We start from the raw sequence: 13,628 nt of genomic DNA on the forward strand, positions 1-13,628 counted from the left end.
CCTGTTGCACCTGTTTTGGTTCTGGTGTATAATCATAAAATATGAGTGATAATAACAGTGTATACAATGAGGAGTACATATTTTGAAAAAGAGGATAGAACAGCTTCTTAACGGAAAATTTATTTATGAACAGCCAAAGCTTCTGTTTTCGCAGGAGGACATTTCTGTCACGCTGAAGGCAGGAGACACTGCGAAGAAGGAAATATATTTCGGAACAGACGATAATCGCAGGATCAGTGGATTTGTAACGTCATCGGACAGACGGCTGGTGCCTGGATTTGACCGCTTTTCCGGGACAACGGTACGGATGCCTTATGGTGTGGATGCAGAGGGCATGGAGCCGGGAGAGAGTTTTGAGGGATGGCTGTACTTTACCACAAGTATCGGAGAATACCGGCTTCCATTTAAGGTGACAGCCGGAACGGAAGAGGTAAAGAGCTCAGGGGTGAAGGTCACATCCCTGGAAGGCTTTACCCGTATTGCGAAGGGGGATATGCACGAGGCATACCGGATCTTTACAGAGAAGCATTTTCCACTGGTTCTGAAAGACCAGAGTAAGAAGATCAAGGCTCTGTATGCCGGAATGTCCCAGCAGCCGGTAACCTATCAGCACTTGGAGGAATTTCTCATAGCTGCCGGTGTCAAGGATAAGGTAACGCTTGAGCTGAACAGACAGGAAGCCAGCTTTTTTGATGTCAGGGAATCTATTCAGGAAGCACTTTACATTCACAGGAGCGGATGGGGACATTTAAGAGCAGATATCGAGATCAACGGAGATTTTCTGGAGACCGGGAAGCATGTGATCACGGAGGATGATTTTATTGGAAGCACCTGTGAGGTGAATTATGTGATCCACCGTGAGAAACTTGGAAAAGGCAATCAGTATGGTGAGATCATTGTAAAGACACCTTATCAGGAGCTTGTCTATAAGGTTCTTGCATCCCGTGGAACAGAGAGTACCGTAAATATTGATCTTCTTGAGAAACAGTACCGGGCTGAAATGTTGAAAGAATATCTGGACTATATCTGCGGGCATATGGATTTTCAGACCTGGACGGCCAATGCCCATGAAAGATTTAAAAGGCTGGGCGAGAGCGGGCAGCAGTATCCGGAATACCAGCTGTTTGAAGCATATGTTCTTCACCTGGAAGGGGATGATGAGAAAGCAGGTGAGATTCTTTCCCGTTATCAGAACAAGTCCTTCCATCATAATGAACTGGAATTTGCCGGAATCTATCTTTATCTCTGTGCACAGACTGGTATCTACAGTGACAGATCCCAGGCGCTGCGTAAGATACAGAATTTCCAGATGCAGAAGGAGGACAGTTTTATCCTTCTGAAGCTGGTGTTTGAGATGGATCAGAATCTCTCTCCGTCCAGAAAGATCTTTCTGATGGAAGAACTCTTTGAGCGTGGTTGCACCAGTCCGTTTCTGTATCTGGAGGCATGGAACAGCATCTGCAGCGATATGTCCCTGCTTCACAGAATGAACCGTTTCTGGGCGCAGGTATTTCTCTTTGCGGGAAAAGAGAAGATGCTGACCGAGGAGCTTGTAATGCGCCTGACTTATCTTTCCGGTTACGAGAAGACATTTAATGAGAGCCTGTATCGTGCAATGGTCATGGGCTGTGAGGCATTTCCGACAGATGATACTGTGGAAGCAATCTGCAAATATGTTATGAAAGGAAATCCGAGAAAGCCGGAATATTTCCGTTGGTTTTCCGCAGCAGTAGACCGTGGTATCCGGATCACGAGACTTTACGAGTATTATGTGGAGACACTGGATACATCTTACAGAAGAGTCCTGCCGAAACCGCTTCTTATGTATTTTACATACAACAATAATACATTGGGTGATGCAAAGAGAGCTTATCTTTACGCCTGCATCATTGCAGAGAAGGACAGAGATCCGCAGACTTATGAGAGTTATCATGATAATATGAAAGAATTCGCTTTCCAGAAGCTTCGGGAAGGCAGGATGAATGAGAATTATGCTGCTGTTTATCAGGAATTTATGAAGGAGCCAGAGGACAGCGAGGAGGCGCAGGTGATCGCCTCCAGGATGTTTACCTGCCGTCTGTACACCGATGATCCGAAGGTACGCAGTGTGATCGTCCGTCACAGACAGATGAAACAGGAAGAGATCTATCCGTGTGTGCATGGAATTGCCTATCCGCGTGTTTATACAGAGGATGCAGCTATTCTTTTCCAGGATGAAAAGCAGAGACGTTATGCGGATACGGTGGACTATAACCGCTCTCCGCTGTTTGATGACAGGGAGATGGTTTCGGCTGTACTGGATAAGGGTGCAGATGAGCCGGGGGTGCTGCTTTATTACTGTGAGAGACAAGAGATTAGCCATGAGAATCTGGGGATTTTCCAGAAACTGGTTCTTTCTGATGCTTTTACAGAGGAGTACAAGCGCCTTGTGAGAAAAAGAATCCTGGACTACTACAGTGCACATGTGCAGGGCGAGGATCTGGATGTCTATCTGGAAATGATGGATTACAGAGAATATGCCATGGTCGACAAGAAGACATTGCTTACGATCCTGATCCAGAGAGGCCTGTTCCCGCAGGCCATGAGCGTAGTGGAAGCCTTCGGTTTTGAAGGAGTCGATGAGCGCGCTCTCTTAAAACTTGTGAGCCGTATGATCATCCGTTGTGACGGTGCAGAGGATGAAGAACTGATCGCGCTTGCTTCTTATGTATATCGTAAGGGAATTTATGATGAGGTAATCTTACAGTATCTGATGAAGTTCCGCTTCGGACCGGTGGATGAGCTTTTTGACATCTGGAAAAGTGCGACGGGTTTTGAGATGGATACCTATAATCTGGAAGAGAGGATTCTGTCACTTCTGATGTTTACGGCAGATTACCGGGAAGAAGGCGAGGAGATCCTTAAGGCTTATATCAGCCATTCCGGAAAAGAGCGCGTGATCGGTGCATATCTCACACAGATGTCTTACGGAATGTTTGTAAAGGAGAAGCCGGAGACACCGTGCCTTAGGGAATATCTGAAATCCCTGAAAGAAAAGGAGTGGCCGGCAGGCCATATCTGCGATCTGGCACTTTTGAAGATTCTTTCTGAGGAGAAAGAACCGGATGAGGCACTGCTTAAGTTTGAAGGAGAGCTTCTGGAATCCTGCGTGAAGAAAAGCATGGTATTTGAGTTTTTCCATGAGCTGGATCAGTCGCTTTTGAGGCCATATCAGCTGGATGATAAGACCTTTGTAGAATATCATGGTTCACCGGAGGATACTGTTATTTTGTATTACTGTCTGGATACGGGACTTGGAACTGTGCCGGAATATAAGAGCGAGCCGCTCCGTAATGTCTATCAGGGGATTTTTGTGAAAACATTTACATTGTTTTACGGGGAGACACTGCGGTATTATTTCCAGGCTGAAGCAGCAGACGGAGTGCATAAAACCGAAGAAAAAGTGATCACCATGAACCAGATAGATGACAGAGCTTCCAGCAAATATCAGCTGATCAATCAGATTCTCTGTGCACGGAAGCTGGAAAAAGAATCCGAAGTGAAGGAGAAGCTTGCACAGTATCTCCGCCAGGAACAGTACGTCAATGAAATGTTTGTCATAGAGAAGGAACCCGAAAGATGAATGAAATTCGTGATCTGATCATAGGAATCGATATTGGAAAAGAATATACACAGATCTGTTATTACGACAGAAAAGCAGAGGAAGCCCGCTCTCTTTCCATGAAAGTGGGAAGCAGCCAGTATGAGGCACCGGGCTGTATCTGCTACCGTACCGGACAGGATGATTACTGTGTCGGACTGGAGGCGGAATATTTTGCCAGGGAAAAAGGCGGGATCATGATAGGAAATATCTATGATATCTGTTGCAAGGAAGAGAAAATGCAGGTAGCAGGCGAAGAAAAAACTCCGGAAGAGCTGATGGCACATTATCTGCGAGAAATCCTGAAATTTCTGGGAATTCAGGATATTATAAAAAATACAAAATGCTTATGTATTACATCTCCGGGTCTCACAGGAACACAGGTGAGAAATTACCAGAAAGCCTGTGAATTGGCTGGTTTTTCAAAAGAAAAATATATGCTTATGGATTACGGCGAGAGTTTTTACTATTATGCGCTCGGTCAGAAAAGAGAAACATGGAACCGAAGCGTGGGATGGTATGCTTTTGCCAACGATAAGGTAACTTTCCGCAAGCTGACGATCAACGGATCAGCCAGACCTGTTCTTGTAAAAATGGAAGATCCGGTTAGTACAGAGCTGGCACCGGAGGATGAGATCCGTGATGTGGAGTTTTACCGTTTTGTAAATAAGACACTGGGAAAAGAGCTCTTTTCCAGTGTGCAGATTACAGGAGAGGGCTTTGACCAGAAGTGGGCACAGCAGTCGGTGAAGCTCCTCTGCCATCAGGGACGCAAGGTGTTCTACGGCAACAACCTTTTTGCAAAAGGAGCCTGCATAGCGGGAAAAGACCGCCTGGAAGATAAGAAACTCAAGGGCTATCGTTTCTTAAGCGATTCACTGGTGACTACAGATGTGGGAATGGATATGCGTGTAATGGGCTCACCGGCATATTATCCTCTGATCGAGGGTGGATATAACTGGTATGAATGTGGAGCGCACTGCGAACTGATCCTGGATGACACCAGTGAGCTTGTATTTGTTGTGGGTATTCCCGGAGAATCTGAGAAAAAACGTGTGGCTATGGCATTGGAAGGGCTGCCTGAGAGACCAAATCGAACTACAAGGCTGTCCCTGGAGCTTAAATATGTGTCATCTGAAGACTGTGAGATCACAGTGAAGGATCTTGGATTCGGGGAAATGTATCCTTCCAGCGGAAAGATCTGGAAGGAGCTGGTACGTTGGGATGAGACAGAAGAAAGGAAACAGGCATGAGCGGATATATTTTATGTCAGGTAAAAAAAGCAGAGAAGCCTTTTTACATTGAGAATATCAGCACCAATATCTATTCCATAGAAGAGCTCTGCTATTATCTTTATAACAATCTGTATCTTATAGACAGCTCTCTGATCAACCGGAAGCTGTGTACATGGCTTGAGGATGAGCTGGAGCTTCCGAAACTTGCAGCGAAGCTTCGTCCGTATATCGGAAAGGATGCAGGACTTGAGGAGATATTGTATCCTGTTTTTAAAGAGATCAATTATCTTGCCTATGAGGAACTTAAGAGTCTGAATGGAAGAATTGAAACACGGAACAGTGAATCAGAAGATATCCGCGAAAAGCGAAAAGGAGATGCGCTTATGGAGAACCGGATGTACGTCGGGGCTATCCGTGTTTACCAGAAGCTTATTGATAAAGGCGACGCTGCAGAGTTTACGGATGAGATGAGGGAGAGGATTTTTCATAATCAGGGCTGTGCATACAGCTACCTGTTCCAGATGGATAAGGCTCTGGACTGTTTCTGGAATGCATGGCAGGAGAGAAAATCCGAAGAGGCACTTAAGGTATATCTTCTGGCGTATCGAAGTGTACACAGCCAGGAAGACTTTGAAAAGACAGAGGATGAGTTGAAAGTAGAAGAATCCATAAGAAAAGAGATATCCGGAATTCTGGATAAGTTTATCAGCCTCCCGGAGAAGCAGGTTGCTTCCGGGGAGACAGACAGATTCCTGGAAAAGCTCACAAGAGAATATCACAGAAGTACAGGCTCTTGATCAGAGCCGTTCAAGAAGTTCGAGCAGAATCTGTCGGGCTTCTTTTTTTGTGTAGATCGCATCTTCCTCGGAGAGAGAGCATAAGTAATCATCCAGTGCCTGGCCGATACTGGTTTCCTTGAGATAGATGCAGATAAAGGTGCCTTTTTCTGAGAGAAAACAGAGAAAGACAGAATAATCCGAAAGGACTTCAAGATGGATGCCGGTTTCCGGAAGAAGCGTATGCTTCAGGATCTTGCATTTGCCATAGCCCATGTCGGTATCCAGAAGATGCTGGATAGCTTTTTTACGGATGTCTTGCGGAAGAGGTGTCTGATGGTAGGAATACGGCCCGTCAAAAAGACCGGTCTCAGCAAATTTCCGGATTCCGCTTACCGTAAAATAATTGCAGGAAACTTCGTTTGCGGTAAAAGTAAACTGGGGCTGTTTCAAAACAGCAGCCAGCTGAGAATAAACAGGACTGGAAAGATCAATATCACGGTTTTCAAATAAGGCATGGATAAATTCCGGTCCGTAAGACATCAGAGCCAGACAGGGATGGGATTCCAGTGCAAAGTTCGTAGTGGCTTCGGCTTGAAAAATAGAGCTGAAAATATCCAGAATCTGATCCGGGGAATCGGACTGCTGGAAAAAGCACCGGGAATTCTTCAGAATGCGTTGAAATTCCTGTGTATAGGCACGGATGACTTCCGGATTTTCTGTAAAGATAAAGGTTGTCATATCTGAGGATAGAAGCAGAACCTGTTTCTCTGTGATAAAGAAAAAAGGATAGAGCTCATAACTTCGGTCTTCGTGTCCGGACTGCGTATAATAATAGTAAGGACGGTAATTAAAAAATCCGGACAGGATAGGCAGGATCGTGCAGAGGAAAGTTTCCAGGTTCCGATTATAGTCCGGGGAAGCCTTCGGGTTCGGATGAAGTGGAAGAATCTGGATTACAGGTGGCAGTTTGCCGTACTGTGGGTAAAGATGAGCAAAGGTCTGTGCAAGAAGGCGGCAGTCTGCCGGAATATTGGTGCAGATACACTCATTGGAACCGGAATGCAGAATATCTTCAAAAAGACTGAGAACCTTTTTTTCCACATCAAGAGAAAATTCGCCTCTGTAAAAAGGAAGGCCCGGGAGCCTGTGAAATGCGCTGGGTAAAAAAGCCTGCTGTGAGCTGATCACCCTGAGTAGTTCTTCGATATATTTACGGTTGTAGTAAACTTCTTTGCCTATTTTTTCAATCTTATAGAGCTCCATAAGCTCCTGTCGTTGCGAGGGATTGATCCGAATCGAATCGCAGAACTGACGGACAAAATCAGTGCCTGGCAGACGCTTGCCTGTGATCATGCGCTGTAGGGAGGTGCGGTCAAGCCCGGACGAAGCAGCCAGTTGATAGACAGTCTCTCCTGTGAGCTTCAGATATTCCCGGCATTTGCAACTGAAATCAGACATTGTTTTTTCTCCTTTTGGTATGTAATGAGGCTTTTGGTAATAGATAGTGGCATTATTATACAAAAATAGCACAGGATTTGCAATGAGTTGTAAAAAAACAAGGCACAATTAGGAGCACATATTGCAGAAGGATTTTTCGGAAAATAAAATAAGCGTATAAGATTTTTCGACGGTGAAAGATAGAAGAAAGGACAGCACGGTATGGCAGTGATAACGATTGCAATATGTGATGAAGTACGAAAAGACGCACAGAAACTTTTCGGGCAGCTTTCCGATTTGGTTCCGGATGCGGATATTATTATGTACCGGAGCAGAGAGAGCTTCCTTCAGAGCTTTGAAAACAGCCATAAACAATGTGATCTTCTGTTTATGGGGCTGGATGGCGAAAAGGGCGAAAGTCTGGAGACAGTGCGCGGTATACGTCTGCGTGGAAATTATATGCCGGTTGTGCTGCTGGCTGAGAATGATCACTTTTATAAAGAGGCTTTTGAAGTGTTTTCATTTAATTATCTGATCAAGCCGGTGGAGACCGGAGAACTGGAGCATGTACTGAAGCCGGTGCTGGAAACCTGTGAACGAAAAGGCGGAAAAGCTCTGCATTTTCATTACAGAACGCAGGTTTATACACTACAGCACAGTCATCTGGCTTACATATCCAGCAATCTTCATAATGTGAGTTTTCATATGATAGATGGCAGTATTATAAGCTGCCGCGCCAGGCTTGCAGATTTTTCGGGGCAGCTGAATGACAGCACCTTTTTGCGCTGTCACCAGAGCTTCTGCGTCAATCTTGAAAAAGTCACCTCCCTTCAGAAAAACAGTTTTATAATCGGTAAGGCGGAAATTCCCATTTCCAGATCCTATCTTAAAGAATCCCGGGAAAAATATAAAGATTATCTGGCACAGCAGAAGGTTTGCTCTTGACAGGTCCTTTTTGGTATGTTACTATAACCGTACACTTTCACGTAGTAGAGTGACCACGTGATAAAGGAATAACAGAAAAAAGGAGATCAACCATGAAGAAGAGAACAGTTGCAGTAGTGATGGCGGCAGCGATGACAATAGGAATGATGGTAACAGGAGTCAGTGTACAGGCAGGTGTCGAAGATAAGACCCTGATCGTCGGATTTGATGCAGAGTATCCGCCATTTGGTTATAAAGATGATAACGGAGATTATGTAGGATTTGACCTTGACCTTGCACAGGAAGTATGTGATAATCTTGGTTGGGAGCTTGTTAAGAAACCGATCAACTGGGATTCCAAGGATATGGAGCTGAATTCCGGAACAATCGACTGTATCTGGAATGGTTTTACCATCAACGGACGTGAGGATGACTATACATGGAGTGATCCTTACATCAACAACGAGCAGGTGATCGTGGTTGCCAAGGATTCCGGAATTGAGAAGCTTGCGGATCTTAAGGGTAAGAATGTTGTTGTGCAGGCGGCATCTGCAGCGCTGGATGCTCTGAACAGTGATGACAACAAGGAGCTGAAGGAGAGCTTTGGATCTCTTACAGAGAATCCGGATTATAATACTGCATTTATGAACATTGATTCCGGTGCGGCAGATGCAGTTGCAGTTGACATCGGTGTTGCCAATTACCAGCTTTCTCAGAGAGGCAAGGATAAATATGTGATCCTTGATGAGCCAATCCAGAATGAGCAGTATGGTATTGGATTCAAGAAGGGTAACGATGAGCTTAAAGACCTTGTATGGGCTGAGGTTGAGAAGCTTGATGAGTCCGGTGAGGTTGATAAGCTTGCGGATAAATATGAGCTGGACAAGACCATGCTCTGCATCAGCGACGATGCGGACGAAGCAGAGGACTCTGATTCCGAGGAAGCAGACGAGAAAGACAGCGATGACAGTGCAGATAAGGATACAGAAGCTGAATCTAAATAAGTTAACCGGATCAGACCGTGAAAGCGGATTGAGGATATCCGCTTAAAACAACAGATCAGCAGAGATGATAATTTTGCGGATCAAGGAATAGACAGAAACGAAAACATAGTGGAAACAGCTTTCCACATGAAAAAAGGAAATGAGGGTGTTTCGGCACGAATGTGTTGCCGGGCACGCTCATTTCCTGTTGTTTACAGGAATTACAGATTTCAGTCCGATTTATAGGACTGAAATCGAGAACCAGGAGGAAAAAAATGAGTTTTAGTGTAATGCTTCAGCAGCTGGCAGGAGGAATGTTGGTCTCTATTGAGATCTTCTTTGTGACGCTTCTGTTTTCTCTGCCGCTGGGACTTCTGATCTGTTTTGGCAGAATGTCAAAGAACAAGGTGATACGTGGAATCGTGTCCGCCTACATATCCATCATGCGTGGAACACCGCTGATGCTGCAGCTGATGGTTGTATATTTCGGACCGTATTTTATCTTTGGAATCCGCATTTCCATGGGATACAGTCTGATCGCTGTATTTATTGCCTTTGCCATCAACTATGCTGCTTATTTTGCAGAGATCTACCGTGGCGGTATTGAATCCATGCCTGTGGGACAGTATGAGGCTGCGAAGATCCTGGGTTATAACCGTGTGCAGACATTTTTCCGGATTATTCTTCCGCAGGTGCTCAAAAGAATCCTGCCGTCCATAACGAATGAGGTTATTACCCTGGTCAAGGATACTTCACTTGCGTTCGTAGTGGCTGTGGCAGAGATGTTCACCATTGCGAAACAGATCGCAAGCGCGCAGACGACCATGATGCCTTTTGTCATCGCTGCTGTATTTTATTATGTATTCAACCTGATCGTGGCTGTTGTGATGCAGAAGGTTGAGAAAAGCATGAATTATTACCGTTAACCGGAATGGAGATATAATATATGAAATTATTTGAAATGAAACATATCAAAAAAAGCTTTGACGGTCTGGAAGTTCTGAAGGATATCTCTCTTGATGTGGAGGAAGGAGAGGTTTTAAGTATTATCGGTCCTTCCGGCTCCGGTAAATCTACGATCCTGCGCTGTGCCACAGGACTTGAGACACCGGACAGCGGTGAGATCATCAAGACCGGTGAGGTGGGACTTGTGTTCCAGCAGTTCAATCTGTTCCCTCATTTTTCCGTTATGAAGAATATTGTGGATGCACCTTTAAAGGTCCAGAAAAGAAAAAAAGACGAGGTTTACGTCCAGGCAAGAAGCCTTCTTAAGAAAATGGGCCTTGCAGACAAGGAGAAGGCATATCCTTTTCAGCTGTCCGGCGGCCAGCAGCAGCGTGTTTCCATTGCCCGCGCACTGTGTATGAACCCGAAGATCCTGTTTTTTGATGAACCTACATCTGCACTTGACCCGGAGCTGACTGGTGAGATCCTGAAGGTTATCAAGGATCTTGCTCAGGAGCATATTACCATGGTGATCGTTACTCATGAGATGAATTTTGCAAGAGATATCTCCGATCGGATCATCTTTATGGATAAGGGCGTGATCGCAGTAGAAGGAACTCCAGAGGAAGTATTTTCTTCAGATAATGGAAGAATGAAGGAATTTCTGGGAAAATTCCACAGTGATATGGAGTAACAAACGGTTGCTTTTAAAGAGGCAATGTTATATAATTTCAAGAGGCGTGAATTAACCAGAGCCGGGCAGATAACGGACTTTTCGCCATTCCGGCCCGGATGTATGCAATCAGGAGGATAATAATGAATACAGACAGATATGTAAGCCCGCTGTCAGAGCGGTATGCAAGCAAAGAGATGCAGTACATTTTTTCCCCGGACATGAAATTCCGCACATGGAGAAAACTGTGGATCGCACTTGCTGAGACGGAGCGTGAGCTTGGCCTTAACATTACCCAGGAGCAGATTGACGAGATGAAGGCTCATGCGGATGATATCAATTATGATGTGGCTAAGGAGCGCGAGCGTCAGGTTCGCCATGATGTAATGTCTCACGTATACGCATTTGGTGTACAGTGCCCGAAGGCAAAAGGCATCATCCATCTGGGAGCAACCTCCTGTTATGTAGGAGATAACACTGATATTATCGTTATGACAGAAGCACTGAAGCTTGTACGCAAGAAACTTGTGAACGTTATCGCAGAATTGTCCAAGTTTGCTGCACAGTATAAGGATCAGCCTACTCTGGCATTTACACATTTCCAGCCGGCACAGCCGACAACCGTAGGTAAGAGAGCAACATTGTGGACACAGGAATTCCTGATGGATCTGGAGGATCTTGAGTATGTTTTAAGTACTATGAAGCTTCTTGGTTCCAAGGGAACAACAGGTACACAGGCAAGCTTCCTGGAGCTGTTTGACGGAGATCAGGAGACTATCGATAAGATCGATCCGATGATCGCAGAGAAAATGGGATTCAAGGCCTGCTATCCGGTATCCGGACAGACCTATTCCAGAAAAGTTGACACACGTGTGCTGAACATTCTTGCAGGAATCGCAGCAAGTGCGCATAAGATGTCCAACGATATCCGTCTTCTTCAGCATCTGAAAGAGGTAGAAGAGCCATTTGAGAAATCCCAGATCGGATCTTCCGCTATGGCATATAAGAGAAACCCGATGAGAAGTGAGAGAATCGCTTCCCTGTCCAGATATGTGATGATCGATGCATTGAACCCGGCGATCACATCTGCAACACAGTGGTTTGAGAGAACTCTGGACGACTCTGCAAACAAGCGTCTCAGCGTTCCGGAAGGATTCCTTGCAATCGACGGAATCCTGGATCTCTGCCTCAATGTTGTAGACGGACTGGTTGTTTATCCGAAGGTTATCGAGAAGAGACTGATGTCTGAGCTTCCGTTTATGGCAACTGAGAATATCATGATGGATGCAGTTAAGGCAGGCGGAGACCGTCAGGAGCTTCATGAGCGTATCCGTGAGCTTTCCATGGAAGCAGGAAAGAACGTGAAGGTAGAGGGTAAAGATAACAATCTTCTTGAGCTGATCGCAGCAGATCCGGCATTTAACCTGACTCTTGAGGATCTTCAGAAGGCCATGGAACCGTCCAGATATACAGGACGTGCCAAAGAGCAGACAGAAGCTTTCATTGCAAATGTGGTGCAGCCGGTGCTGGATGCGCATAAAGATCTGCTTGGCGTTAAGGTTGAGATCAACGTATAATGCTGTAAGCATAAAAAGAACACAGACAGGAATGTCAGTTTTCTGTGGATGATATGATAACGTGGCATTCCGAATAATAGAGAAAGACACAAGGAGGAACTGTGTTATGGTAACTGCAGTAGTAGGAGCAAACTGGGGAGATGAAGGTAAAGGCAAGATCACAGATATGCTTGCTGAGAAAGCTGATATCATCGTAAGATTTCAGGGTGGAGCCAATGCGGGCCACACCATCGTAAATGATTACGGTAAATTCGCACTTCATACACTTCCGTCAGGTGTGTTTTACGGACATACGACCAGTGTCATCGGAAACGGTGTTGCACTGAACATTCCTGTATTTTTTAAAGAGTACAATGAAGTGGTAAGCCGTGGAGTACCTGCACCGAAGATCCTGATCTCCAACAGAGCACAGATGGTAATGTCTTACCACATTCTGTTTGATCAGTATGAGGAGGAGCGTCTTGGCGGCAAGGCTTTCGGTTCCACAAAATCCGGAATCGCTCCGTTCTATTCTGACAAATATGCAAAGATCGGCTTCCAGGTAAGTGAGCTTTTTGATGAGGAAGCACTGAAAGAGAAGGTTGTACGTATCTGCGAGACCAAGAACGTAACACTTGAGCATCTCTATCATAAGCCTCTTCTGAAACCGGAAGACATCATGAATGAGCTGATGGAATACAAGAAGATGGTTGAGCCATACGTATGCGACGTATCTCTCTATCTCTGGAATGCACTGAAAGAGGGCAAACAGGTTCTTCTTGAGGGACAGCTTGGAACCTTAAAAGATCCGGATCACGGAATCTATCCGATGGTTACATCCTCTTCCACACTGGCTGCTTATGGTGCCATCGGTGCAGGCCTGCCTCCATATGAGATCAAGAAGGTCGTAACCGTATGCAAAGCTTACTCCAGTGCAGTTGGAGCAGGTGCATTCGTTTCTGAGATCTTCGGCGAGGAAGCAGATGAGCTGAGAAAACGTGGTGGTGACGGTGGTGAGTTCGGTGCTACTACAGGCCGTCCGAGACGTATGGGATGGTTCGACTGTGTTGCATCCAAATACGGATGCCGTCTCCAGGGAGCTACAGACGTTGCTTTTACAGTACTGGACGTTCTGGGATATCTGGATGAGATCCCGGTTTGCACAGGCTATGAGATCGACGGAGAGGTAACAACAGAATTCCCGACAACTGTGCAGCTTGAGAAAGCAAAACCGGTGATCGAGAAGCTTCCGGGATGGAAATGCGATATCCGTGGAATCAAGAAATACGAGGATCTTCCGGAGAACTGCAGAAAATACGTTGAGTTCGTAGAGAAGCAGATCGGATTCCCGATCACAATGATCTCCAACGGACCAGGAAGAAACGACATCATTTACAGATAATCAATGATCATGACAGGCAGCGCCGGGGAGTAATCTCCGGCGCACTTTCGTTAT

At 45.5% G+C, this 13,628-nt stretch carries 10 protein-coding genes; 9 read left to right on the forward strand and 1 reads right to left on the reverse strand.

The genetic code is table 11. The features are described 5' to 3' along the window. The first annotated feature begins 82 nt into the window (after positions 1 to 82). Genes WMO28_RS10710 through WMO28_RS10720 form a run of 3 tightly spaced genes read left to right on the forward strand, consistent with a single transcriptional unit; the run spans position 83 to position 5,672 of the window. On the forward strand, positions 83 to 3,622 hold the full coding sequence (locus WMO28_RS10710; RefSeq protein ID WP_349056978.1) for a DUF5717 family protein: 3,540 nt from the start codon (positions 83 to 85) through the stop codon (positions 3,620 to 3,622). After that, positions 3,619 to 4,893 (forward strand): DUF5716 family protein, encoded by a 1,275-nt coding sequence (locus tag WMO28_RS10715; protein ID WP_178644978.1) that lies wholly within the window; start codon positions 3,619 to 3,621, stop codon positions 4,891 to 4,893. Before WMO28_RS10710 ends, WMO28_RS10715 begins: the two co-directional genes overlap by 4 nt. Then, positions 4,890 to 5,672, forward strand: a complete 783-nt coding sequence (locus tag WMO28_RS10720; RefSeq protein ID WP_349056980.1) for a hypothetical protein — start codon at positions 4,890 to 4,892, stop codon at positions 5,670 to 5,672. The genes WMO28_RS10715 and WMO28_RS10720 overlap by 4 nt, the downstream gene beginning before the upstream one ends. Here WMO28_RS10720 and WMO28_RS10725 read toward each other — a convergent pair whose 3' ends face one another. Continuing rightward, positions 5,673 to 7,112 carry a helix-turn-helix transcriptional regulator gene (locus tag WMO28_RS10725; RefSeq protein WP_178644976.1) on the reverse strand — a complete coding sequence of 480 codons (1,440 nt, stop codon included), beginning with the start codon at positions 7,110 to 7,112 and terminating at the stop codon, positions 5,673 to 5,675. A 201-nt stretch (positions 7,113 to 7,313) separates the two neighbouring features. Here WMO28_RS10725 and WMO28_RS10730 point away from each other — a divergent pair, with 201 nt between their 5' ends. The 6 genes from WMO28_RS10730 (at position 7,314) to WMO28_RS10755 (ending at position 13,574) form a co-directional block, all read left to right on the forward strand. Continuing rightward, complete coding sequence (locus WMO28_RS10730; protein ID WP_178644974.1) at positions 7,314 to 8,036, forward strand: LytTR family transcriptional regulator DNA-binding domain-containing protein; 723 nt, start codon at positions 7,314 to 7,316, stop codon at positions 8,034 to 8,036. Between the two features lie 92 nt (positions 8,037 to 8,128). Next, the gene (locus WMO28_RS10735; protein WP_349056981.1) at positions 8,129 to 9,019 is read left to right on the forward strand and encodes an amino acid ABC transporter substrate-binding protein; all 891 of its coding nucleotides are present in this window, start codon (positions 8,129 to 8,131) and stop codon (positions 9,017 to 9,019) included. A gap of 254 nt (positions 9,020 to 9,273) precedes the next feature. Beyond that, on the forward strand, positions 9,274 to 9,924 hold the full coding sequence (locus WMO28_RS10740; protein ID WP_178644970.1) for an ABC transporter permease subunit: 651 nt from the start codon (positions 9,274 to 9,276) through the stop codon (positions 9,922 to 9,924). A 20-nt stretch (positions 9,925 to 9,944) separates the two neighbouring features. Beyond that, positions 9,945 to 10,637, forward strand: a complete 693-nt coding sequence (locus WMO28_RS10745) for an ATP-binding cassette domain-containing protein (RefSeq protein WP_178644968.1) — start codon at positions 9,945 to 9,947, stop codon at positions 10,635 to 10,637. A gap of 122 nt (positions 10,638 to 10,759) precedes the next feature. Further along, the gene (gene purB, locus WMO28_RS10750; RefSeq protein WP_178810084.1) at positions 10,760 to 12,193 is read left to right on the forward strand and encodes an adenylosuccinate lyase; all 1,434 of its coding nucleotides are present in this window, start codon (positions 10,760 to 10,762) and stop codon (positions 12,191 to 12,193) included. Between the two features lie 106 nt (positions 12,194 to 12,299). Further along, complete coding sequence (locus WMO28_RS10755) at positions 12,300 to 13,574, forward strand: adenylosuccinate synthase (protein WP_349056982.1); 1,275 nt, start codon at positions 12,300 to 12,302, stop codon at positions 13,572 to 13,574. Positions 13,575 to 13,628: the final 54 nt, after the last annotated feature.

Origin of the sequence: Blautia aquisgranensis (genome assembly GCF_040096615.1) — a bacterium.
Classification (GTDB): Bacteria; Bacillota; Clostridia; order Lachnospirales; family Lachnospiraceae; genus Blautia_A; species Blautia_A aquisgranensis.